Here is a 23,267-nt window from a genome sequence, read left to right as displayed (position 1 = left end):
TGGTGCGGCATGACGGTGGATCTCGCAGTCGTGGGCCTCGGATACGTGGGCCTGCCCCTCGCCCGTGAAGCGGCGGCGGTCGGTATGAGCGTCGTGGGCCATGATCTGGACGCGGACGTGGTGGCCGGTCTCAACGCCGGCCGCTCACATGTGGACGATGTCTCCGACGACGACCTCGCGCGCATGCTGGCGGCCGGCTTCACGGCCAGTGCCAGCCGGGAGTGGCTCTCCGAGGCGCAGACCGTCGTCATCTGCGTACCGACGCCGCTGTCCCCGGACGGCGGCCCGGACCTCGCCGCCGTCACCGGCGCGGCCCAGGCCATCGCGGCCGGGCTGCGGCCCGGGGTCCTGGTCGTCCTGGAGTCCACGACCTATCCCGGCACCACCGATGAGATCCTCCGGCCGATCCTTGAGGAATCCGGCCTGCGCGCAGGCACGGACTTCGCGCTCGCCTTCTCCCCGGAGCGCATCGACCCCGGCAACAAGACGCACGGCCTGCGCGACACCCCGAAGATCGTCGGCGGGCACACCCCGGAATGCGCCGCACGCGCATGCGCCTTCTACGGCAAGCTCGTCGACACCGTCGTCCGGGCCAAGGGCACCCGCGAGGCCGAGATGGCCAAGCTGCTGGAGAACACCTACCGGCACGTCAACATCGCGCTCGTCAACGAGCTGGCCATCCTCTGCCGCGAACTGGGCGTCGACATCTGGGACGCCATCAACTGCGCCGCCACCAAGCCCTTCGGCTTCCAGGCCTTCCACCCGGGCGCCGGGGTCGGCGGCCACTGCATCCCCATCGACCCCAACTACCTGTCGTACAAGGTGCGCACCCTGGGCTACGAGTTCCGCTTCGTGGAGCTCGCCCGCGAGATCAACCACCGGATGCCCGAATACGTCGTGCGCAGGGCGCAGGACATGCTCAACGAGGCCGAGAAGCCGCTGCACGGCTCCCGGGTGCTGCTGCTCGGCGTCACCTACAAGCCCGACATCGCCGACTGCCGCGAGAGCCCGGCCGTCCCCGTGACCCGGCTGCTGCGCAAACTCGGCACCGCCGTCGCCTACCACGACCCCTTCGTCCCGGAGTGGGAGCTGGACGGGGAGCGGGTCCCCCGGGTGGGCGATCTGACGGCCGCGCTGCGCGAGCACGACCTGACGATCCTTCTGCAGGACCACAGCGCCTACGACCTGCGGGCCGTCGCCGATGACGCGCGGCTGCTGTTCGACACCCGCGGACGCGTCTTCCGGCCCGATGTGGAGGTGCTGTGATGCGCGTACTCGTCGCCACAGTGGTGCACCACCCCGAGGACGCGCGCATCCTGCACCGCGAGATCGCGGCGCTCCTCGAACACGGCCACCAGGTCACCTATGCCGCGCCCTTCGCCGCGCGCGGCGTACGCCCCCGTCCCCGGCCGCGCCTGGAGAGCGTCGACCTGCCGCGCGCCGTCGGACGGGACCGGCGCACCGCGCTGCGCGAGGCCCGCCGGGTTCTCATCCAGCGAGGCGCGCAGGCCGATGTCGTACTGCTGCACGATCCCGAACTGCTGCTCGCCCTGCCCGGGCTGAGGCGCCGCTGGCGGGCCGGCGGCGGACCCGGGCCCGCGGTCGTATGGGATGTGCACGAGGACACTGCGGCGGCGATCGCCATGAAGCACTGGGTGCCGCGAGCGCTGCGGCCGCCGGTGCGGGCGGTCGTACGGGCGGCCGAGCGGATGGCCGAGCGCCGGATCCATCTGCTGCTGGCCGAGGACGCCTACCAGCGGCGGTTCCGGCGCACCCATCCCGTTGTGCTCAACCTGGCGACCGTCCCTGTCTCGCCGCCCAAGCTGCCGGGCGCGGACCGTGCCGTCTATCTGGGCCAGATCTCCCGGGGCCGGGGCGCCGAGGACCTGATCGCCATGGCCCGGCTGCTGTACCCGGAGGTGCGGGTGGAGGCGATAGGGGCCGCCGACGGCGACGTCCGGGGGCTGCTGGAGGCCGCCGACCGGGACGGGGTGCTCCGCTGGCACGGCTTCCTGCCCAACGACGAGGCCCTGGCGCGGCTCGACGGGGCGCTCGCCGGGCTGTCGCTGCTGCGCGACGAGGCCAACTACCGGCACTCGCGGCCGACGAAGGTCGTGGAGTACATGGCGTACGGCATCCCGGTGGTCACCACCCCCACCCCGCTCGCGGCCGCGCTGGTGCGGGCGAACGACTGCGGCATCGTGGTGGACTTCCGGGATCCGCGCGCGGCCGCCGACGCGGTCCGCCGGCTGCGGGAGAACGCCGGACTCCGGCGCGCCCAGGGCCGGCGGGGCCGTGCGGCCGCCGCGGCGGGGCTCAACTGGCCTGCCCAAGCGGAGGTGTTCGCCGGTCACCTGGAGGGCTGGGCGAGCGCCCAGGCCCTCCAGAGCGACGCGGCGGTCAGCTCACGTTGAGCGCGGTGTCGTCGATGACGAACGAGGTCTGCAGGGTCGAGCCCTCGACGCCGGTGAAGGTGATGGTGGAGGTGGTGCCGGCCAGGGAGGCGAGGCTGAAGCTCTTGAGGACGTAGCCGCTGGCGGCGTTGAGGTTGGAGTAGGTGGCCAGGGTGGTGGATCCGGCGGTGACCGTCAGCTTGTCGTACGCGGTGCTGGTGGTGGTCTCCGCCGTGTCTATGTGCAGGTAGAAGCTGAGCGTGGCGGTGGTGCAGCCGCTCGGGATGGTCACCGACTGCGACAGCGTGTCGGTGTGGGCGGAGCCGTAGCCGTCGAGCCAGGCCTTGTACGAGCCGGTGCGGGCGGCCTCGCTGCTGGAGCTGGTGATGACCCCGCTGGTGGCGGTCCAGGTGGTGTTGCCGGACTCGAAGCCCGGGTTGCCGAGCAGCTGGGCGGCGGTGCAGGTGCCGTCGCCTCCGCCGTCGTCACCGCCGCCGCTGTCGGTGGCGCCGGAGAGCCACTCGGTGGCGTTGAGGGCGAGGGCGGCGTTGGTGGCGCCGGTGTCGTTCCAGCCGTCGTAGAGGGTGTTGCCCGACTGGCCGGTGCCGTCGTCGATGGGGGAGCTGTCGCCCCAGAAGGCGACGCGGCCGCTGCCGAAGGTGCTGGTGGCGAAGAAGGCCCCGGTGTTGCCGGAGTAACCGGTGCGGTAGAGCAGGCCCTTGACGTTGGAGTTGTCGGCGGGCTTGAGGGTGGCCGTCGTGCCGCTGGCGATCAGGGACTTGGTGACGGTGCCGAAGGAGCCGTGCAGCACGGCGTTCGTGCTGTCGCTGATCGCGCTCGGGTAGTCGGAGCTGATGCTCAGCGAGTCGATGGAGAAGCCGAACGGGTCGGTGCTGTCGACGCTGTTGTTGGTCATCAGGTCGTTGAGGATCTCGACCGCGTCCTCGCCGTCGCTGTTGCGGTCGGCGCCGGTGTGGTCGGAGATCATGAAGAGCCCGCCGCCATTGCTGACGAAGTTGATGATGGCCGTCTTCTCGGCCGTCGTGAACAGCGTGTTGGGCTCGGGCAGCACGAAGGTGTCGAAGTTCGACAGGTCGGTCGCGGCGGAGGTGCCGTAGGTGATGGAGCTTCCCGAAGGCAGCGTCTTGAGGCTGTAGTTGCCGGTCTTCTGCAGGGCGACGCCCCACGAGGAGAGGGCGCCGGTCCAGTCCGTCTCGGAGGAGGGCGAGGAGTCCTGGCTCAGCGGGTCGGGCTGGCTGGTGGAGATGATCCAGTCGGCGTTGCCGGCCGTCTCCGCGTGGGCGTTGTCGAACAGCACCCGGTTGGTGGTGGCGGCGCCCGCTGCGGGGGCCGCCTGGATCTGGGCCGCGGCGCCCCCGAGCAGGGTGCCGAGGACGGCCAGCGTCCCGACAACTCTGCGACGGGCCCTGGGTGATACGAGCATCCGTGGTACCTCCGTGTGGGGGAGTGGTAGAGGTAGTGCGGCGATCATTCTGCGCGCGTAGACTCTGCGCTGAGGTTGCCTACGGGTAACGGTGTTTTGAAATGTACATGTCGACCTACGGCCCGGCAACGGGCCTCCGGTCAAGGAAGTCCTAACTCCTGCCCCGCCCGCCCCCGCCGCCTGCCCGTCACAGGAGCGCCGCGGTCTCCCTCAACTGCTGGTGCAGCCCACGGTTCGGGGTCCCCGGCGGCAGCCACGCCTTGCGGAATTTCGCCACCGCCGTGTAGTTGGTGTCGCACACATTGGCCAGCGGCGACTCCACCCCCTGGCTGGCCAGTTGGTACGCATCCATCTGCGACAGCCCGTAGTCGCGGGCCAGCCACTGGACGAGGTCGAGCTGTGCGATCCGGAATGCGTCCTCCAGCGGGCGCGCCGAGCCCGTCGACATGATGTACGCATCCGACTCCAGGCGGGGCCAGGGGGTCGCCAGCCCCTTCAGCAGCTCCACGACCACCACCGTGTTCATGGCGCATTCCACCGCCACCCCACAGGTCTCGCCCTCGCCCTGCCGCGCGTGCCCGTCGCCCAGGCTCAGCATCGCGCCCTCGACGTTCACCCCCAGATAGCAGGTCACGCCGGCCCGCATCTCCGGTGTGTCCATGTTGCCGCCGTGCGCGTCCGGGACCAGGGCGGAGCGCACTTCGAGGTTGGCCGGCGCGACCCCGATGGTGCCGTGCATCGGGTCCATCGGCAGCTCGATGCGGATGTCGCTGTCCCGGGCGGCGAATTCGCACACGCGCCGCTCCCGGTCCAGCTGCCACATCCACACCACCTCGGGCAGCGGCGGCTGCAGGGTCGCCGTCGTATGCGTCGAGGTCAGCGCGCCGAACAGCGGCACGGTGGTGGACGCCGCCCAGTCCCGGGCCGGCTCGATCGACACGAAGTGCACCGCCACCGTGTCGCCGGGCTCGGCCCCCTCCACGTAGAACGGCCCGGTCTGCGGGTTCAGGAACGGGAACTCGCACACCTCGGACACCAGGTCCCGTACTGATCGCACCCGCCCCGCGAAGCAGTCCTCGGTGTACAGGTCCAGCACCGTCCCGGGCGCGATCCGCGCCACGGGCGGCGCGCCGCCGAACGTCCAGGCGTACTCGCCCGGCCCGGGCCGCACGGTGATGATCCTCGGGTCGCTCATTTCCGGTCCGCTCCGCTCTCGTCGTTCTCGTGACTCTCGTCCGCCCGCACAGTATTCAAACGGGCTCGCGCCGATCGCCGGCCTGCAGTCGCCCGGCGGCGGCTGTGAACGGGCCGCCGACGTGCGAGGCTGTCCCCATGACTCACCCAGACCAGGAGGCGGCCATGGAAGCGGAAGCTTCGGACCAGACGCGCGAGGTGCCCGAGGTCGACAACGCGGTGCCCGAGGCGCCCGAGGCGGCGGAGGACGACGTCAAGCGCAAATTCCGGGAGGCACTGGAGCGCAAGCGCAACGGAGGCGCGGCGGCCGCGGCCGGGGGCGCGGGCCGGGACGGCTCGAAGATCCACGGGGCGCACGGGCGGGCCGGCGGGCAGCGCGAGTTCCGCCGTAAGAGCGGCTGAGCCTGAACCCGGCACCGAGCCGCACGCAGGCCACGGCCCCACGTGCCCCTCGGGGCGGGTGGGGCCGTTGTCATGCGGTGACGAAACCAGGGCTCGGGAGGCTCAACTAACCCACAGCGCGGGGTGAATCACCCGGCAGGCATCCCAGGGGCTGCGATATTCGAAAGCCCCTTCGGAGGTGGCTGTGACGAGTATCGCGGAAACGTCCCGTGCGGACAGCACGGCGCGGCGCGTGGACGATCTGGCGCGTCGCCGGGAACAGGCGGGCGCTCCCGGATCGCCCCGGGCAGTGGCACGGCAGCGGGAGCGCGGGCGGCTGACCGCGCGGACCCGGATCGAGCGGCTCATGGACGCGGGGTCGTTCACGGAGACCGATGTCTTCGTACGGGCCAGGCCCACCGGGGATGAGGGGATCCGGCCGTACGGCGACGGTGTGATCACCGGCTACGGCACCATCGACGGGCGCCAGGTCTGCGTGTTCGCGCAGGACGCCACCGTGTTCGGCGGGAGCATGGGTGAGGCCTTCGGCGAGAAGGTCGTCAAGATCATGGACCTGGCGCTGAAGACCGGCTGCCCGGTCATCGGCCTCAACGACTCCGGGGGCGCCCGAATCCAGGAGGGCGTCGCCTCGCTCGCCCTCTACGCGGAGCTGGTTCGCCGCAATGTGCAGGGCTCCGGGGTCATCCCGCAGATCTCGGTGATCATGGGTCCGTGTGCGGGCGGGGCCGCGTACTCGCCGGCGATCACCGACTTCACGGTCATGGTGGACGGCACCTCGCACATGTTCGTCACGGGACCCGACGTCATCGAGGCCGTCACCGGCGAGCGCACCACCGCCGAGGAACTGGGCGGCGCCCGGGCCAGCAACGAGGCCAACGGCAACGCGCACTTCCTCGCCGAGGACGAGGACGACGCCCTCGACACCGTGCGCGACCTCCTGTCCTATCTGCCGGCCAACAACCGTGAGCGGCCGCCCGAATACGCCCCGCCCGCCTCCGCCGACCCCCTCGCCCACGCCGATCCACGGCTGGACGGCCTGGTCCCGGACCGGCCCGGCCTGGCCTACGACATGGGCGACATCGTCCGCGCGGTCGTCGACGACGGCGAACTCCTGCAGGTGCACGAGCTGTTCGCCCCCAACATCCTCTGCGCCCTGGCCCGGGTGGAGGGCAGGTCGGTGGGCGTGGTCGCCAACCAGCCGCTGCACGCCGCCGGAGTCCTGGACATCGACGCCTCCGAGAAGGCGGCCCGCTTCGTGCGCTTCTGCGACGCCTTCGGCATCCCGCTGCTGACCTTCGCCGATGTCCCCGGCTATCTGTCCGGGGCGAGCCAGGAGCAGGCCGGCATCATCCGGCGCGGCGCCAAGCTGCTGTACGCGTATGCCGAGGCCACCGTCCCCAAGGTGACGGTCGTCATCCGCAAGGCCTACGGCGGCGGCTATGCCGTCATGGGCTCCAAACACCTCGGCGCCGACGTCAACCTCGCCTGGCCGACCGCCCGGATCGCCGTGATGGGCGCCGAGGGCGCGGTCAGCGTGCTGCACCGCCGCGAACTCGCCGGGGCCGCGGACCCCGAAGCCCTGCGCGCTCGCCTGATCGAGCGTTACGAGACCACCTACGCCACCCCGTACGCGGCCGCCGAGCGCGGCTACATCGACGCCGTCATCGCGCCGCGCGACACCCGGGCACACATCTGCCGCGCGCTGCGCGCCCTGCGCACCAAGCGTGCCGCTGTCCCCGACCGGCGGCACGGCAACATCCCGCTGTGACCGCTGTGACTGCTGTGACATGAGGAGCCGCCCCATGCCCACGAACTCCCTGACCCTGCCCGGCCATCTGCGGCACTGGGCCGAGACCACGCCCACCCGCCGCGCCTTCACCTTCGTCGACCACCCCACGTACGACTCGCGCGGCGTCCATCGCACCCTCACCTGGCGGCGCCTGCACGTGCGGACCAGGGCCGTCGCCGCCCGGATCGCCCGGACGACCGCCCCCGGCGACCGGGTCGCCCTGCTCTGCCCGCAGGGCCCGGACTTCGTCATCGGCTTTCTCGCCGCGCTGAGCGCGGGCCGCGTCGCCGTCCCCATGTTCACCCCCGACCTGCCCGGGCACGGCGACCGGCTCGCCGCCGTACTCGCCGACGCCCATCCCTCGGCCGTGCTCACCACCCGCGCCCATCTCGACGCCGTACGGTCCTTCCTCGCGGACCGGCGGATACCGGTCCCCGTCCTCGCCACCGACCTCGTCCCGGACGACGAGGCCGACGAGGCAGAGGAGGCCGACGGCCGGCAGCCGCCGGAGCTGGAGATCGGATCCACCGCCTACCTTCAGTACACCTCCGGATCCACCCGGGTTCCGGCCGGCGTCGAGATCTCTCACGCCAATGTCGTGGCCAACGCCCGCCAGGCGCTGACCGCCTACGACGCCGACGAGCAGCCCATCACCACCGTCGGCTGGCTGCCGCTCTACCACGACATGGGCCTGGTGCTCAGCATCGCCGCCCCCGTCGTGCGCGGACTGCTGTCCGTCCTCATGGATCCCGCCGACTTCCTCCAGCGCCCCGCCCGCTGGCTGCGCCTGCTCGCCGCCCACCCCCGCGCCACCAGCGCCGCGCCGAACTTCGCGTACGACTACTGCGCCTCTGCGATCGGCGAGGAGGAGAAGGCCGGGCTGCGCCTCGACGGCGTCCACGCGCTCCTCAACGGCAGCGAGCCGGTACGCCCCGCCACCGCCGAGCGCTTCCACGCCGCCTTCGCCGCGCAGGGACTGCCGGGCACCGCGCACTGCCCCTCCTACGGACTCGCCGAAGCCACCGTCTTCGTGTGCGCCGCCCGCCCCGGCGAACCGCTGCGCCGTTTCGTGCTCGACCGCGAGGCGCTGGCCGCCGGCAAGGCCCTGCCCGTCGCCCCCGGCGACCCGGCGGCCGTCGACCTGGCGGGCTGCGGCGAGCCGGCCGACCAGCGGGTGCGGATCGTCGACCCGGCGCGGAGCACCGCGCTGGGGGAGGGCGAGGTCGGCGAGATCTGGGTCCAGGGCCCCAACGTCGGCCGGGGCTACTGGAACCGGGCCCCGCAGACCCGCTGGGCCTTCCACGCCGGCCTGCGCGGGGCGTCGGGCACCTGGCTGCGCACCGGCGACCTCGGCGTGATGCTGGACGGGCAGCTCGTGGTCACCGGCCGCCTGAAGGACCTGGTCATCGTGGACGGCCGCAACCACTACCCCCAGGACCTCGAAGCCACCGCCCAGAACGCCCACCCCGCCGTCCGCCGCGACCGCCTCGCCGCCTTCGCCGTCGCCCTCGACGACGGCACGGAAGGCCTCGTCCTCGTCGCCGAGCACGGCCGCACTATGGCCGCCGCCGACCGTGCCCCCGAGGAGGTCGCCCGTGCGGTCCGCGCCGCCGTCTCCGGCCGCCACGGCCTGCGCGTCAGCGACTTCGTCCTCGTCCCGCCGGGCACGGTCCCGCGCACCTCCAGCGGCAAGGTGTCCCGGTCGCTGACCCGGACGCGCTATCTGGACGGGGCATACGCTCCCGCCCACGCGGGAGGTGACGCCGCGTGAGGGCCGCAGGCGCCACCGGCGCCGCCGCGCTGCGACGGCTGATCACCGAGCGGGTCGCGTCCTGGGGCGGGACGGCCGCCGCCGAGGTGGCGGGGGGCCGGCCGCTGGTGGACTACGGCATGTCGTCACGGGACGCGGTCGCCCTCACCGGCGAGCTGGCCCGCGCGACCGGGCGGGCGCTGCCCGCCACCCTGCTGTGGGAGACCAGCACCGTGGACGGCCTGGTACGGCGGCTGAGCTCGGCCGAGCCGGCGCCGCTGATCATGGGGGCGACCCTGCCCGAGCCGTCCGACGAGCCGATCGCGGTCGTCGGGATCGGCTGCCGGCTGCCGGGCGGGGTGCGCGGACCGGACGACTACTGGCGGCTGCTCGACGAGGGCGCCGACGCCGTCGGCACCGTACCCGCCGACCGCTGGAAGGACTTCACGGTCCCACCCGGCACCGCCCGCCGCGGCGGCTACCTCGGCTCACTGGACGACATCGCGGCCTTCGACACCGAGTTCTTCCGGATCAGCCCGAGCGAGGCCGCCGCGATGGACCCGCAGCAGCGGATCCTGCTCGAAGTCGTCCACGAGGCGCTGGACCACGCCGCCATCCCGGCCCCCTCCCTCGCCGGGAGCGCGACCGGCGTGTTCGTCGGCATCTCCTCCAACGAATACGGCGGGCTCACCGGCGCCGACCCGGCCGCAGTCGATCCCCGGGCCCCGACCGGCGCGGCACCGAGCATCGCGGCGGGCAGGCTCAGCTACGTACTCGACCTGCGCGGACCCAGCGTGGCGGTCGACACGGCCTGCTCGTCGTCGCTGGTCGCCGTCCACCAGGCCTGCGTCAGCCTGCGCACCGGCGAGAGCGACGTGGCGCTGGCCGCCGGGGTCAACCTTCTTCTGGCCCCGGCCGTCACTGTCGCCTTCGGCCGGGCGGGGGCGCTCGCGCCGGACGGCCGCTGCAAGGCCTTCTCCGCCGACGCCGACGGGATCGGGCGGGCCGAGGGCTGCGCGGTCGCAGTGCTGAAGCGGCTGCCCGACGCGCTGCGCGACGGCGACCGGGTGCTCGCCGTCATCCGGGCCACCGCCGTCAACTCCGACGGCCGCTCCAACGGCCTGATGGCGCCCAACCCGCAGGCCCAGCGCGCCCTCCTGGAAGCCGCCTACGGCCGGGCCGGAATCGACCCCGCCACCGTCGACCTCGTCGAGGCGCACGGCACCGGCACCCCGCTCGGCGACCCCATCGAGGCGGGCGCGCTCGCCGCCGTACTCGGCCGGGGCCGCGACCCGGACCAGCCGCTGCTGCTCGGCTCGGCCAAGAGCAACCTCGGCCACCTGGAATCCGCCGCCGGTATCGCGGGCCTGGTCAAGACCGTGCTCGCGCTGCACCACGACCGGATCCCGCCCTCCCTGCACTGCGACACCCCGGCCCTGGACGACCCCCGGCTGCGCGTCGTCACCGAGCCCGAGCCCTGGCCCCGCTACGGCGGCACCGCTGTGGCCGGGGTCTCCGCCTTCGGCTTCGGCGGCACCAACGCCCACGCCGTACTGGAGGAATGGCAGCAACTCGCCCATCAGCCCTCCCACACCCCCCAGGCCCCCGCCCTCCTGCCCCTCAGCGACGCCGACGCCGGGCGCATCCGCGTCACCGCGGCCCGCATCGCCGACTGGCTCGACACCCCCGACGGCCGCGCCGCCCGCACCGAGGACCTGGTCCGCACCCTCGCCGGCCGCACCGGCCGAGGCCCGGCCCGCGCCGTCGTGACCGCCCGCGACCGCACCGGGCTCGCCGCCTCGCTGCGCGCCCTCGCCGCAGCACGGCCGGACCCCGGCGTCTTCACCGGCGACCGCGACCGCATCGGCCCCGGCCCGGTCTGGGTCTTCTCCGGCTACGGCGGCCAGTGGCCCGGCATGGGCCGCGAACTCCTCGACCGGGAACCGGCATTCGCCGCCGCCGTCGAAAAGCTCGAACCCGGGATCGCCGCCGCCTGCGGCATCTCTCTCCACGAGTGCCTTGAACGCGGCACCGGCCTCGGCCACCTGGCCACCGCCCAGCCCGTCCTGTACGGCATGCAGGTCGCCCTCGCCGAGCTCTGGCGCGCCCACGGCGTCGAACCCGCCGCCGTCATCGGCCACTCCATGGGCGAGGTCGCCGCCGCCGTCGCCTCGGGCGCGCTCGATCCGGAGGACGGCGCCCGTGTCATCGCCGTACGCTCCCGGCTCCTCAGCACGCTCAGCGGCGGGGCGATGGCCGTCCTCGACCTCGACGACACCGAACTGGCCGCCCTGGCCGCGGACTTCCCGGGCGTACACATCGCGGTGCACTCCTCGCCGAGGCAGCAGATCGTGACCGGCGCCGCCGCTGCCGTCGCCCGCCTCGCCGACCACCTCACCGCGCTCGGCCGCGCGGTCCGCACCATGCCCGTCCAGGGCGCGGGCCACTCACCCCAGGTCGACCCGCTGCTGCCGGAGCTGCTCGCCCAGCTGGAGGACATACGCGGGAAATCAGCCCCCGTACGCGGCTATTCGACCGTCCATGACGACCCGCGCGCGGTCCCGGCCTACGACGCCGCGCACTGGGCGGCCAACCTCCGCCGCCCCGTCCGCCTCGCCCAGGCCCTCGCGGCCGCCGCCGAGGACGGCCACACCGCCTTCATCGAGATCTCCCCGCACCCGACTCTCCTCCATCCCCTCGCCGAAACACTCCCCGACGCCCTCGCCCTCCCCACGCTACGCCGGGCCACTGACAGTCCCCTCACCTTCCGCACCCAGCTCGCCGCCCTCCACGCCGCCGGCCACCCCATCCCGCTCCCGCCCGGCCGCGTCATCGACGTCCCCGGACCCAGCTGGCGCCACACCCGCCACTGGTGGACCGACCACCGGCTCGCCCCTGCTCCGGCGCCGACGGCCGCCGTGGCAGGCGGCGCGGGGGAGGCGCCGTCGGCTGTGCGGCGCCTCCTCCACCACGTCTCGGTCGTGACCGGCCACCTGCCGGACCAGCTCGGCCCCGGCACCGCGCTGGCCGGCCTCGGCCTGGACTCGCTGATGGCGACCCGCATCCGCACCGCCGTCGAGGACGAGTTCGGTGTGCGGCTTCCCCTGCGCGACCTCCTTCGCGCTGCCACCGTCCAGGACGTGGCCGACCACATCGCCGCCCTGCGCAGCGGCCCCCTGCGCGTCCTGCGCAGGGGCGGTGACCAGCCGCCCCTGTTCCTCGCGCATGCCGCCGGCGGGCCCAGCACCGTCTACCGGGCTCTCGCCGGGCTGCTCGGACCCGGACAGCCCGTCATCGGCCTGGAGCGGATCGAGGAGGCCGGGACCGTCACCGCCAAGGCGCAGGCCTATGCGCAGGCCATCCGGGCGGCGTACCCGGGCGGCCCCTACCGGCTCGGCGGCTGGTCCTTCGGCGGCTTCGTGGCCCAGGAGACCGCACGGCTGCTCACGGCCGCCGGAGAGCCGGTGGACGCCGTCGTGCTCATCGACTCCGTACGCCCGCTGCCCGTCCAAGGCGACCGGACGCGGGCGCACTTCGAGGGCTTCGCCCAATACGTGGAGCGGACCTACGGCGCACGGCTCGACCTGCCCTACGAGCTGCTGGCCGGGATGGACGAGCGCAGCCGCATCGAACGCGTCCTGCGCATGCTGCAGGAGGCCGCCGACATCCCGCCCGCCGCGCTGGAGCACCAGCGCACCTCCTACCTCGACCTGCGCATCGGCGAGGCGCACACCCCCGGCCGCTACGGCGGCAGGGTGATCCTCTTCCGGGCCACCGAGCCCGCACCGCACACCGTGCGCGACCGGGCGTACGAGCGCGGGGACGACACGCTCGGCTGGGACGAGGTGTGCCCGGACCTGCACGTCGTGCGCATAGCGGGGCACCACCTGTCGCTGCTGGACCCGCCTCATGTCAACGCCATCGCCGACCACTTGAACCGAGCGTTCTGAACCGAGCGTTCTGAGGAGCCGCAATGCACCACCCCACAGCCACCCCTGTCACCCCCTCCAGAAGGACCGTCGCCAAAGCCGCGGCCGCCGCCGGCTTCGCCGCGCTCTTCGGCGCCGCCACCACGGCCCGCGCGCAGGCCGCCACCCAGATCAGCGCGCGCACGCTGGACATCTCCGTCACCTCGGCGGCGCTGGGCCGCAGCGCGCCCGTCCGCGTCATCCTGCCCACCGCCCACGCCACGCAGCCGAACCGCACCTGGCCCGTGCTGTACCTGCTGCACGGCGCACACGACGACTACACCTCCTGGACCCGCGAGACCGACATCGAGGCCTTCACCGAGGGCCTGGACCTCATCGTCGCCATGCCCGACGCCGGCCCCACCGGCATCCCCACCAAGTGGCTCGACGGCACCGACTACGAGACCTTCCAGCTCACCGAGGTCCCCGCCGTCCTGCGCGGCACCTACCGGGCGTCCACCGTCCGCGCCGTCGCCGGCGTCTCCACCGGCGGCTACGGCGCGATGGCACACGCCGCCCGCAACCCGGGGGCCTTCACCGCGGCCGCCTCCTACAGCGGCATCCTCGACACCACCCTGCTCGGAGTGCCGCCGATCGTGGACGCGATCGTCTCCCGGGAGAACCTGTCCGCGTGGTCACTCTGGGGCAACCCGATCCTCCAGCTCCTCACCTGGAACTCCTTCAACCCCCGGGCCCGCGCCACCGGTCTGCGCGGCACCCCGCTGTACGTCTCACAAGGCAGCGGCCTCGCAGGCGGCCTCGGCGACTGGCTTCCCGAGGCCCTGGAGAGCGCGCTGTGGCCCAGCGCCCACAGCTTCACCGCCCTGCTGGGCCTGCTCGGCATCCCGGTGACGACCCACTACTACTCCGGCGGCGGCCACAGCTGGGAGTACTGGCAGAAGGAGTTCACCACGTCCTGGCCGATTCTCGCCGCCGCGCTGGGCGTTTAGCCTGACGTTGTCACCATCGGACAAATGGCGGTGATGGGGCTGTGTGTCCGGTTCGGCATCGTCGCGCCGCTTCTCCCGATAGTGTCGACGGCCCCGCCAAGCGGAAAGGAGCCGTCCGCCATGGTGATTCCCACCCCACAGGGCATCACGAGCGATCCCTTCGCCGCGATACCGGTCGAGCTGGCCGAACTGCTGCGCGCCCAGCTCGAGGATGTCGCGGACGAAGTGGAACGCGAAGTGCGCAGCAGCGTCCCCGAATACGCCCGGCCCGCCGATGACACCTACGTGAGAATGGTCAGAGCCGGCGTCGTCCAGGCCCTGACGCTCTTCGTCGACCTGATCGCCGACCCGCTGCGCGACTGGGAGTCGGTCGCCGCGACGTACTACGAGATCGGCCGCGGCGAGGCCCTCGAGGGCCGCAGCCTCGACGCCCTGCAGTCCGCGCTGCGGATCGGCGGACGGGTGGCCTGGCGCCTGCTGGGCGTCACGGCCGAGGAGCAGAAACTCGACGCCGTGGTGCTGGCCGGGCTGGCGGAGGCGGCGATGGTGACCATCCACGAGGTCGCCGAGGCCGCGACCGCCGGTTACACCGAGGCACAGCTGCGCAGCACCGGCGAGCTGCAGCGGCGCCGCAAGCGCCTGCTCGACCTGCTGCTCGCCGACCCGCCGGCCTCGGCGGAGGCGGTCCAGGATCTCGCGCACAGCGCGCAGTGGCCGATGCCGGGGCAGGTCGCCGTCGTCGCCCTCGCCGCGTCCCCCGAAGGAGACGACGAGGACCGCCTCATGGTCCCGGCCGGTGTCCTGGTCGACATGGACACCCGCCCGCCCCGCCTCGTCGTCCCCGACCCCGAGACCCCCGGCCGCGCGCGGGGCCGCAGCCTCGCGCTCGCGCTGCGCGGCCGCCCCGCCGCGGTCGGGCCCACCGTGCCGCTCGGCGAAGCCGCCGATTCGCTGCGCCTCGCCACCCGTACGCTCGCCCTGATGGGGCGCGGCATCCTGCCGGGGCGTGGCATCGTCCGGTGTACGGATCACCTGTCCACGCTGCTGCTCTACGGGGACGAAGCGCTGATGCGGCGGCTCTCCGAGCAGGTGCTCGCGCCGCTCGAATCGGCGGCGGGCCCGCAGCGGGACCGGCTCGCGGAAACGCTCCTCGCGTGGCTGCAGAGCGGCAGCAGTGTCGGCGACGTGGCCGCGCGACTGCACATCCACCCGCAGACGGTCCGCTACCGCCTCCGTCAGCTGGACAAGCTCTTCGGTGACCGCCTCCGCGACCCCGAGGTCCGCTTCGACCTCGAACTCGCCCTCCGCACGGCGTCCTTACGGCCCGGCTAGCAGCGGCAGAGCCGCGAACACATGGTCGCGCCACAGCACGCGGGAGGCCTCCTCCGGGTACGGGACGACGGCCGGGTCGGTGTCCCAGACGCGGGTGAGGCGCCGGTCGGGGTCGTAGGGGGGCCAGCCGGGGTCGCCGTGGGTGGCGAAGGAGGTCCAGGCGGTGCGTATGCGCTCGGACAGGGCCGCCGCCTCGGGCGGGGGCGTGTCGCCGAGGAGGAGAAGGGAGAAGCCGACGCCGAAGGTGCCGAAGGTGAGGGGGACGTCGAGGCCGTGGCAGGCGCCGAGGATGCCACCCATGGCGGGGGAGGACCAGGTCAGCTCGTACAGGTGGGCACGGCCACCGGCCGAGGCGTGGGCGTGGGCGAGGTGCAGGGAGGGCGCGGAGAAGAGCCAGTCGGAGTGGACGCGTTCGTGGAGCTCGCCGGGGCCGGCGCCGGGGTGGGCCGCGCGAAAGGCGTCGGGGTCGGGCGCGAAGGCGCGCAGCGCCGTGTCCGCCTGTTCGCCGGTGATCCGGCCGAGCTGACCGGCCAGGCCTGTGAAGAGCCGGTATTCGTCACGGGTGTGACCGGTGATCAGCTCGACATCGCGCGCCCATGAGTTGCCCCCGGCGAGGGCCTGCCACGGCGTGAGCGGCAGTACGTCGCCGTCGACGACCGGGGAGAAGGGGCTGGGGGTGTGCGCGACCTGGCCCCAACGTCCCTCGTACTGGAGCATTTTGGCGGCTGTCGCGTCCCCCGCGCCGACCAGCCGGGCCGGGTCGACCCGTGACAGGTCGGTGGCCGTCGGGCGCAGCCCGAGTTCGGCGGCGGCCGCGGTGGCGATGTCGGAGGCCAGCTCGGCCGAGAAGAAGGTGCCGGGCACGCTCTGGGCGATGGCCCGGTGGAAGAGCCCGGCGGCGCGGGGCATGGCCAGGAGTGACGCGAGGGAGCCGGCGCCGGCGGACTCGCCGAAGACGGTGACGCGCCCGGGGTCGCCGCCGAAGGCGGAGATGTTGTCCCGGACCCATTCGAGGGCGGCGACCTGGTCGAGCAGGCCGCGGTTGGCGGGGGCGCCCTCGATGTGCGCGAAACCCTCCATACCGACGCGGTAGTTGAAGGTCACCACGACCACGCCTTCGCCGTGCCGGGCGAGCACCGCCCCGTCGTACGTGGCATCACCGGCCTCGCCCGACATGTACGCGCCGCCGTAGATCCACACCATGACCGGCAGGCCGCCCGCGCCGCCGCCCGAAATCTCCGGCGACCAGACATTCACCGTCAGCCAGTCCGCGTCCCCGTCGGCACAACCCGCCGGGCCCGGCCCGCCCAGCGCGGCGGACTGCGGGGGCGCCGGCCCGAACACGGCGGCCTCGCGCACCCCGTCCCAGCCGTGGGCGGGGCGGGGCGCGGCGAAACGCAACTCGCCCACGGGCGGCTGCGCGAACGGAATGCCACGGAAGACGGCGAGGCCGTCCCGCGTCCGCCCGCGCACAATCCCCCCGGCGGTGCGGACTTCAGGTTCAGCAGATCTCATCGTGGATCTCATCGGTTTTCCCATCCCTGTCATGAAACGCCGCCCACCTGTGACAACTCTGCCAAAGACGGCACGGTTCCCCTACTCAACAACGGAGTGAATTCCGTCATTGCTTTGTCATTCCCTTCGCTAACACCTTCAAATGCGGGGCGGTTAGCGTCGGGCCGTCCATTCGCCGCGCTTGCCATGCGCATTACATTCGGAGGATTCCCCCACATGTTCCCCCACATGAAGAACTCGATAATACGGCTGGCCGTCGCCGCCGCGACCCTGGCCGCCGGCGCCGGTCTGGTCGCGGTGACCGCCCCGGCCGCGTCGGCGGCCTGTGCGGACCTCGACGTCGTCGCGGCCCGCGGCACCTTCGAGCCGGGCACCCTCGGGATCGTCGTCGGCGACCCGGTCTACGCGGCGCTGCAGAAGAAGATCACGGGCAAGAGCCTCACGAGCTACGCCGTCGACTACCCGGCCAGCCTGGACCTGACCTCGGCCGCTCAGGGCAATGCCGACCTGGTCGACCACGTCAAAAGCCAGGCGGCCTCCTGCCCGAACCAGCGCTTCATCCTGGTCGGCTACTCGCAGGGCGCCAATGTCGTGGACAACTCGATCGGCATCAGCAGTGCGGGCGCGGTCGTCGGCAGCCCCATCGTCGCCACCATCCCCGCCGCCCTGGAGCCGAAGGTGGCCGCCGTCCTCCTGTTCGGCAACCCGATCCGGGCTCTGGGCAAGAGCGTCACGGGCACGTACCAGAGCCGCACCATCGACTTCTGCGCGACCGGTGACCCGATCTGCCAGAACGGCGGGAACGACGTCCTGGCGCACCTCACGTACACCAACAGGGCGGATGAGGCAGCCGCCTTCGCCGCGGGCAGGGTGTGACCGGAGCGAAGAGCCGCAAGAGGAGCCGCACAAGGAGGCCCGGGGAGCCGCGACTCCCCGGGCCTCCTTGTGCGGCTCCTGTCCGGACGTCAGTGCTCCACCGCGAACTGCGCCAGATGCGCGGAGACCGTCTCCGGCTCGCCGTTGTTCTGCACCGGCGCGGCGGTCAGCACGTCCAGGTGCTGGTAGCCGGGCGCGACGACCGGGTCGAGGCCGGCCGGCGGGTGGCCCGCCAGCAGGCCGTCGCCGGCGAGCACCGTCAGGTTGGGGTTGGCCGTCAGCCCGTCCGGATGGACGACGAACCTGCTGATCTGCGGCGAGGTGCCGAGCTCGATGTCGGTGACCAGCTTGGTCGGGAAGTAGTCCTCGGTGAAGTCCAGCGGCTGCTCGGACAGGCTGCGGGCGAGCTCCTGGATGTCGGTGACCTCCTTGGAGGCGTCGGTGAAGGGCGTGCCGTCGGCCGAGGTGTAGCCGGGATCGCCGGCGGCGCCCACCTTGTCGTAGTTGCGCCAGGTGTAGAGCGGGCCGTGCGGCAGCGCCGGGATGGCCTTGTACTCGGTGCCGGTGATGGACGAGAGACTGTCGTCGCCGTTCGCGACGGGGAAGTTCTTGTCGGTGATGCTTCCGCCGTCGTAGAAGCCGACGCTGGACTGGATGAAGGACACCGGCACCGAGTTGTCGTCCATGAGCGTGCCGAGCGCGGCCTCGTTGGTGAGCCGGAAGTCCTCGACCGTCGGCGTCCCCAGGAGGAAGGTCGCGGCGTCCTTGGAGAACAGCAGCCGGTTCGTCGTGTCGACATTGGTGTTCGGCGGCACCGACAGAGCGAGATCCGACTCGGCGTCCGGGGCGGTCGTGGCCCACAGCCCGGCCAGGGACAGCAGCGTCATCGTCTCCGCGTTGATCACGGCGGGTGCCGATACCGAGCGCGGCAGCAGGCCGCTGTCCAGACCTGCCTGTACGGCGGCGTAGCCGATGCCGACGTCAGGGATGTCGAGGTCGGCCGGCATGCTGCCCTGCAGGTCGGCGAGGGAGGTGGAGATGGTGGTGTCGAGGGCGAAGTAGCCCGAGCACTGGTTGTATCCGGCGTCGGCGGTGGTGGCTGCCCTGCCGTCGAAGTCCCAGGCGGCGAAGTAGCCTGTGAGGACCCCGCCGAGGGAGTGGCCGCCGCACAGCACCTTCTGCTTGCGCAGGCTCTGGGACGGCAGTTCGGCCGCCAGCAGATCGTATTCGTCGCGGACGGTCTGCTCCAGACCGATCTTCGACAGCCAGCCGATCTGGCTGTTGTCCAGGTAGCCGGCGAAGCTCCTACCCTCCACCGACGTGCCGTTGTAGTAGTAGTCGACCGCCTCGTGCGGATCGCCCGAGTCCAGCCCCGCCTGGATCCCGGTGCGGTCCTCCAGGCAGTTCGAGCGCCGGTCCAGTGCCCAGAACTCGATGTGCTCCCCCTTCTTCGCCGCCTGCACGACGGTGTTGCGGGCGACACTGTCGAAGGCCCCGGCGCCCTCCAGGATGCCCGGATGGGCGACCAGGACCTTGTCGGCGTCGGCCGAGGCAGCCGGGCCCGCGCTGTCGCGGTAGCGCAGATACGACAGCCAGTCGCACCCGGCCGGATGGCTCCCCACGGACGCGGGCAGCGCGATCTTCACCCGCACCACGGATTCGGTCACACCCGTGACCGGTGATTTGGACACGACCGCAGTCTCCACACGCGTGGCAGCGGTCTGCGCCCGCGCGGTGCCGGAGACCCCGGTCAGTGACCCGGCGGCGAGCAGTCCCGCCAGCGCGGCGCTCCGCCATATCCGACGTTGACCTGTCTGACCTCTCTTGCGGCTCTCATTCATCTACCGGACGGTAGGGGCGGGGTGGCCGGGGCGTCAGGCGGCGCTGAGCAGATTGCGCAAGACCCGTCGCGCGCTTGTCACCGACGCACAGCGCGGGCCCCGGCCACAGCCGTCGCACAGCCTCGGACCTGCGCTTTATGAAATCTTCCCAACGTTTATGAGATCTTCCCAAGAAAGGGGGATCGTCGGCGCTGAACGCAACAATCCGCACCTAAGTTCGTCCGCATGACCGCAGACCACAAGGTGCCGACGGGCGACGAACCCGGCGCCGCACCCCGACGACGACGCAGATCCCGCGTCCTCATAGCGTCCGGTGTCGCCCTCGCGTGCGTCCTCGCCGCCGGCGGCGCCGCGGCCGGTATCGCGTACTGGCACCTGGACAACAACATCAAGAGCGTCGACATCAACAGCGCGCTCGGCACCGACCGCCCCTCCAAGGTCACCGCCGGTGCGTCTGCGTCCGCGTCCGCCTCGGCCTCGGCCTCACAGACACCGGTCGCCACCGGGGCGATGAACATCCTCGTCCTCGGCTCGGACTCGCGCAGCGGCAAGAGCAACTCCAAGCTCGGCGGCGGCACCAGCAGCGGCGCCCGCTCCGACACCGCGATGATCGTGCACATCAACAACGCGCACACCAAGGCCACGGTCGTCAGCATCCCGCGCGACACGCTCGTCTACCGGCCGTCCTGCCCCACCTCCAGTGGCGGTACGACCTCTGCCGCCTACAGCGCCATGTTCAACAGCGCCTTCTCGGTCGGCGGCGCGGTCTGCGCGGTCAAGACGGTGGAGACACTCACCAACGTCCGCATGGACCACTACATCGAGATCGACTTCAGCGGCTTCGCCAAGCTCATCGACGCCCTGGGCGGCGTAACCGTCACCACGACCCAGGACATCGACGACGACCAGAGCCACCTCCACCTCAAGGCCGGTACGCACCACCTCTCCGGCACCAAGGCCCTCGCCTTCGCCCGCACCCGCCACGGCGTCGGCGACGGCAGCGACCTCGGCCGCATCAAGCTCCAGCAGCAGCTCATCAAGGCGCTCCTCAAGCAGGTGTCCTCCGCCGACCTCCTGACCAACCCGGCCAAGCTCTACGAGGTCGCGGTCACCGCCACCGGCGCCATCACCACCGACACCGACCTCGACTCCCTGAGCGAGCTCATGAGCCTCGGGTCGAGCCTCCGCGAGATCGGCTCCGACAACCTCACCGCCATCACGATGCCGGTGACCACCGCGCCCTCCGACCCCAACCGGGTCGTGGCCACGAGCGCGGCGACCAAGGTCTGGACGGCGCTGAGGAACGACACGGCCCTGCCCAAGGGCTGACGCCCTGGCCCGGTCGGGGTTGGCGGTTCCGTCCTCAAGCGCCGGACGGGCTGGGTTGGCCGTGGTGCGCCTGGTTGTGTTGTGGGGTCGGTGCCACCATCGGGGATCTCTCCTCGGCGCTCGCGACTCTGGCGCCTTCATGTCGGACCCGGGATCCTCGCTCGTCGCGCTGCGGGAGAACCCCGGCGTGTCCCCTCCCACGTCGATCCCGCGACCGCGCCCCGGTCCGAAGCAAGCGCAGCGCCCGCGAGGACCGCACGAGGGATAGGGGCCCCCGGCGTGTCCCCTCCCGGCCGGACGGCAAGTTCAGCCCGTCCGGCGTTTGAGGACACGCCCGCAGGGCGTTCGGGGGTCCGGGGGCGAAGCCCCTGGCGGGTCCGGGCGGAGCCCGCCACGCGGCGCCAGCCGCTGATCGGGTGCAGCGGGAAGGGGCGGGGTGGGGGGGAAGCCCGCTCACCCACCTGACGGGGGCGGCGGAGCCCCGTCGTACGCGGCGGTGAGGATGGCCTGGAGGTCGTCGGGGGAGGCGGGGCGGGGGTTGGCGTAGGGGGCGGAAGCGGCCAGGTGGGCGGCGCGGGCGATGCCGTCGGGCGGGAGGCCGAGGTCGGCGAGGGAGCGGGGGGCGCCGAGGCGGCGGGCGAGGGAGTGGAGCTCGGCGGCGGGGTCGGGGACGCCGCCGAGGGCGCGGCGGAGGGCGGCCGAGGCGGCAGGGGTGGCGGGGGAGTTGAAGGCGAGGACGTAGGGCAGCAGGACGGTGTGGGTGGCTGCGTGGGGGAGGTTGAACGTGCCGCCGAGGACGTGGCAGAGCTTGTGGTGGAGGCCCATGGTGGTGGCCCCCAGGCAGGCGCCGCAGAGCCAGGCACCGTAGAGGGCCTGGGCGCGGGGCCCACCGGCGGAGCCGGGCGCGCCCGGGGGAGCGGTGATGGCGGGGAGCGCGGCGGCGATGGAGCGTACGCCTTCCTCGGCCATGAGGGAGATGACGGGGGAGGCGTCGGGGGCGTAGAGGGCCTCGGCGGCGTGGGCGAGGGCGTTCATGGCGCTGGTGAGGGAGAGGGCGGGCGGCATGGACAGGGTGAGCTCGGGGTCGTAGACGACGCTGCGCGGCAGGACGCGGGGATCGCGGCCGGTGCGCTTGACGCCGCCCTCGGTGAGGCCCCAGACGGGGGTCATCTCGGAGCCCGCGTACGTGGAGGGCACGGCGATCAGCGGCAGGCCGGCGCGCAGCGCGATCGCCTTGCCCAGGCCGATGGCGGAGCCGCCGCCGACGGCGACGCAGCCGTCGGCGTCGAGCTTGCGGGCCACCTCGACCGCCTCGTCCGCGACCTCGACGGGGACGTGCATCACCGCGCCGGGGTGTACGCCGACGCAGGACCCGCCGAGCGAGTCCGCCACGGCCTGCGCGGTGCCGAGGCCGCGGGCGCCCGAGAGCACCAGCAGCCGGCGCAGGCCGAGGCGCTCGGCCTCCTGCGCCACAGCCGTGGTCGAGGAGCCGGGGCGGAAGACGACCCGCATCGGAAGCGCCTCGTAGACGAAGTCGCCGCTCATGACGAGGCCTGCAGGACGATGTCGAAGTTCGCCAGCCGGAAGGGGTTCGCCACCCCGAACTCGGCCGCCCGCTCCGGGTCGTCCATCGCCGTGAACTCCTCGACCAGGCTCTTCTTCACCGCGAACACCGCGTCCGACTCCAGGTAGGGGCTGCCCGCCACGAAGATGTGCGTGGTGACCGGTGTGTGCCCGGCCGCCCCGGCGATGAAGTGGATGTGCGCAGGGCGGTACGGATGCCGTTCGCTCGCCCTGAGCAGATCGCCCACCGGCCCGTCGGTCGGAATCGGATAGTGCGAGGGCACGACCGTACGGAAGCGGAAGGTCCCGGCGTCATCGGCCGTGAACAGCCCGCGGCCGTTGCCGGGCGGCTGGACATCCGGCTGCTGCACGTCGTAGAAGCCCTGCTCGTTGCACTGCCATACGTCCACCAGCGCCCCCGGCAGCGGCGTGCCGTCGACCGACAGGACCCGCCCGGTGACCACGCAGGGCTCACCCGTGCCGAGCAGGTCGATCGACTCGCCCGGCTCGCGGGCCGGGGACTCCACGACGTGGAAGGGGCCGAGCACCGTGGAGTCGGTGGCGGCGGCCGCCTTGCGGTCGTTGACGGTCTCCACCAGCATCGAGACGCCGAGCACGTCCGACAGCAGGATGAACTCCTGCCGGACGTCGTCGCACGTGTGCCCGGTGGCGGTGAGGAAGCCGATGGCCTGCTCCCACTCCTCGATCGTCGGCTCGATGTCCCGTACGAAATCGTGCAGATGGCGGGTCAGGCTGCCCAGGATCTCCCGCAGCCGCGGGTCCGGGGTGTTCTCGAAGCTCTCGACGACCGCGGCGGTCGCGGTCTCCTCGGTGAAGTCGGTGGCCATCGTGTCTACCTCGTTCGCTTCTCGGAATATAGTTCGAGATTCAACATGTTACGTTGGAAGCAGAGACCACCGA

The 23,267-nt window shown here is 72.5% G+C and carries 16 protein-coding genes; 10 read left to right on the top strand and 6 right to left on the bottom strand.

Annotated elements, in window-relative coordinates; translation table 11 throughout:
* Nucleotides 1-9 precede the first annotated feature (9 nt).
* The gene (locus OG607_RS05445; RefSeq protein WP_405719498.1) at nucleotides 10-1,266 is read left to right on the top strand and encodes a nucleotide sugar dehydrogenase; all 1,257 of its coding nucleotides are present in this window, start codon (nucleotides 10-12) and stop codon (nucleotides 1,264-1,266) included.
* Nucleotides 1,266-2,414, top strand: coding sequence for a glycosyltransferase (locus OG607_RS05440; RefSeq protein WP_405719496.1), 1,149 nt, complete (start codon nucleotides 1,266-1,268; stop codon nucleotides 2,412-2,414). Before OG607_RS05445 ends, OG607_RS05440 begins: the two co-directional genes overlap by 1 nt.
* Here OG607_RS05440 and OG607_RS05435 read toward each other — a convergent pair.
* Together OG607_RS05435 and OG607_RS05430 are read right to left on the bottom strand one after the other, a co-directional pair.
* Entirely contained in the window at nucleotides 2,401-3,837 is a 1,437-nt protein-coding gene (locus tag OG607_RS05435) for a hydrolase (protein ID WP_405719494.1), read from the bottom strand. The two genes, OG607_RS05440 and OG607_RS05435, sit on opposite strands and share 14 nt — an antisense overlap.
* Before the next feature lie 187 nt (nucleotides 3,838-4,024).
* Nucleotides 4,025-5,032, bottom strand: coding sequence for an acetamidase/formamidase family protein (locus tag OG607_RS05430; RefSeq protein WP_405719491.1), 1,008 nt, complete (start codon nucleotides 5,030-5,032; stop codon nucleotides 4,025-4,027).
* Nucleotides 5,033-5,196: 164 nt separating this feature from the next.
* Here OG607_RS05430 and OG607_RS05425 point away from each other — a divergent pair, with 164 nt between their 5' ends.
* The 6 genes from OG607_RS05425 (at nucleotide 5,197) to OG607_RS05400 (ending at nucleotide 15,222) form a co-directional block, all read left to right on the top strand.
* On the top strand, nucleotides 5,197-5,433 hold the full coding sequence (locus OG607_RS05425; protein ID WP_329310492.1) for a DUF5302 domain-containing protein: 237 nt from the start codon (nucleotides 5,197-5,199) through the stop codon (nucleotides 5,431-5,433).
* Nucleotides 5,434-5,617: 184 nt separating this feature from the next.
* A complete protein-coding gene (locus OG607_RS05420) occupies nucleotides 5,618-7,201 on the top strand; it encodes an acyl-CoA carboxylase subunit beta (protein ID WP_405719489.1) in 1,584 nt (527 codons plus the stop codon).
* 34 nt (nucleotides 7,202-7,235) lie between these two features.
* The gene (locus tag OG607_RS05415) at nucleotides 7,236-8,993 is read left to right on the top strand and encodes a fatty acyl-AMP ligase (RefSeq protein ID WP_405719486.1); all 1,758 of its coding nucleotides are present in this window, start codon (nucleotides 7,236-7,238) and stop codon (nucleotides 8,991-8,993) included.
* Nucleotides 8,990-12,922 (top strand): type I polyketide synthase, encoded by a 3,933-nt coding sequence (locus tag OG607_RS05410; protein ID WP_405719483.1) that lies wholly within the window; start codon nucleotides 8,990-8,992, stop codon nucleotides 12,920-12,922. Before OG607_RS05415 ends, OG607_RS05410 begins: the two co-directional genes overlap by 4 nt.
* Nucleotides 12,923-12,945: 23 nt before the next feature.
* Nucleotides 12,946-13,890: an alpha/beta hydrolase gene (locus OG607_RS05405; RefSeq protein WP_405719480.1), complete on the top strand. Its 945-nt coding sequence runs from the start codon at nucleotides 12,946-12,948 to the stop codon at nucleotides 13,888-13,890.
* A gap of 120 nt (nucleotides 13,891-14,010) precedes the next feature.
* Nucleotides 14,011-15,222 carry a PucR family transcriptional regulator gene (locus OG607_RS05400; RefSeq protein WP_405719477.1) on the top strand — a complete coding sequence of 404 codons (1,212 nt, stop codon included), beginning with the start codon at nucleotides 14,011-14,013 and terminating at the stop codon, nucleotides 15,220-15,222.
* Here OG607_RS05400 and OG607_RS05395 read toward each other — a convergent pair.
* Nucleotides 15,208-16,737: a carboxylesterase/lipase family protein gene (locus tag OG607_RS05395; protein ID WP_405719475.1), complete on the bottom strand. Its 1,530-nt coding sequence runs from the start codon at nucleotides 16,735-16,737 to the stop codon at nucleotides 15,208-15,210. The genes OG607_RS05400 and OG607_RS05395 overlap by 15 nt on opposite strands.
* Nucleotides 16,738-16,953: 216 nt before the next feature.
* Between OG607_RS05395 and OG607_RS05390 the strand changes: the two genes are divergently transcribed.
* Nucleotides 16,954-17,613: a cutinase family protein gene (locus tag OG607_RS05390; RefSeq protein ID WP_405719472.1), complete on the top strand. Its 660-nt coding sequence runs from the start codon at nucleotides 16,954-16,956 to the stop codon at nucleotides 17,611-17,613.
* 89 nt (nucleotides 17,614-17,702) lie between these two features.
* Here OG607_RS05390 and OG607_RS05385 read toward each other — a convergent pair whose 3' ends face one another.
* Nucleotides 17,703-19,454: a hypothetical protein gene (locus OG607_RS05385; protein ID WP_405719470.1), complete on the bottom strand. Its 1,752-nt coding sequence runs from the start codon at nucleotides 19,452-19,454 to the stop codon at nucleotides 17,703-17,705.
* Nucleotides 19,455-19,679: 225 nt separating this feature from the next.
* On the opposite strand from OG607_RS05385, the gene OG607_RS05380 reads away from it, so the two are divergent.
* The gene (locus OG607_RS05380) at nucleotides 19,680-20,783 is read left to right on the top strand and encodes an LCP family protein (RefSeq protein ID WP_405719467.1); all 1,104 of its coding nucleotides are present in this window, start codon (nucleotides 19,680-19,682) and stop codon (nucleotides 20,781-20,783) included.
* Between the two features lie 453 nt (nucleotides 20,784-21,236).
* Here OG607_RS05380 and OG607_RS05375 read toward each other — a convergent pair whose 3' ends face one another.
* Both OG607_RS05375 and OG607_RS05370 read right to left on the bottom strand, forming a co-directional pair.
* The gene (locus OG607_RS05375) at nucleotides 21,237-22,328 is read right to left on the bottom strand and encodes a maleylacetate reductase (RefSeq protein ID WP_405719465.1); all 1,092 of its coding nucleotides are present in this window, start codon (nucleotides 22,326-22,328) and stop codon (nucleotides 21,237-21,239) included.
* Nucleotides 22,325-23,194 carry a dioxygenase gene (locus tag OG607_RS05370; protein ID WP_405719462.1) on the bottom strand — a complete coding sequence of 290 codons (870 nt, stop codon included), beginning with the start codon at nucleotides 23,192-23,194 and terminating at the stop codon, nucleotides 22,325-22,327. The genes OG607_RS05375 and OG607_RS05370 overlap by 4 nt, the downstream gene beginning before the upstream one ends.
* Nucleotides 23,195-23,267 lie beyond the last annotated feature (73 nt).

This window comes from Streptomyces sp. NBC_01537 (assembly GCF_045040445.1).
Lineage (GTDB): Bacteria > Actinomycetota > Actinomycetes > Streptomycetales > Streptomycetaceae > Actinacidiphila.
This window is presented reverse-complemented; position numbering and strand designations above follow the sequence as displayed.

Coding starts and splice junctions, on each gene's coding strand:
- OG607_RS05445 (WP_405719498.1), top strand. CDS start 10: ATGACGGTGGATCTCGCAGTCGTGGGCCTCGGATACGTGGGCCTGCCC.
- OG607_RS05440 (WP_405719496.1), top strand. CDS start 1,266: ATGCGCGTACTCGTCGCCACAGTGGTGCACCACCCCGAGGACGCGCGC.
- OG607_RS05435 (WP_405719494.1), bottom strand. CDS start 3,837: ATGCTCGTATCACCCAGGGCCCGTCGCAGAGTTGTCGGGACGCTGGCC.
- OG607_RS05430 (WP_405719491.1), bottom strand. CDS start 5,032: ATGAGCGACCCGAGGATCATCACCGTGCGGCCCGGGCCGGGCGAGTAC.
- OG607_RS05425 (WP_329310492.1), top strand. CDS start 5,197: ATGGAAGCGGAAGCTTCGGACCAGACGCGCGAGGTGCCCGAGGTCGAC.
- OG607_RS05415 (WP_405719486.1), top strand. CDS start 7,236: ATGCCCACGAACTCCCTGACCCTGCCCGGCCATCTGCGGCACTGGGCC.
- OG607_RS05405 (WP_405719480.1), top strand. CDS start 12,946: ATGCACCACCCCACAGCCACCCCTGTCACCCCCTCCAGAAGGACCGTC.
- OG607_RS05400 (WP_405719477.1), top strand. CDS start 14,011: ATGGTGATTCCCACCCCACAGGGCATCACGAGCGATCCCTTCGCCGCG.
- OG607_RS05395 (WP_405719475.1), bottom strand. CDS start 16,737: ATGAGATCTGCTGAACCTGAAGTCCGCACCGCCGGGGGGATTGTGCGC.
- OG607_RS05390 (WP_405719472.1), top strand. CDS start 16,954: ATGTTCCCCCACATGAAGAACTCGATAATACGGCTGGCCGTCGCCGCC.
- OG607_RS05385 (WP_405719470.1), bottom strand. CDS start 19,454: ATGAATGAGAGCCGCAAGAGAGGTCAGACAGGTCAACGTCGGATATGG.
- OG607_RS05380 (WP_405719467.1), top strand. CDS start 19,680: ATGACCGCAGACCACAAGGTGCCGACGGGCGACGAACCCGGCGCCGCA.
- OG607_RS05375 (WP_405719465.1), bottom strand. CDS start 22,328: ATGAGCGGCGACTTCGTCTACGAGGCGCTTCCGATGCGGGTCGTCTTC.
- OG607_RS05370 (WP_405719462.1), bottom strand. CDS start 23,194: ATGGCCACCGACTTCACCGAGGAGACCGCGACCGCCGCGGTCGTCGAG.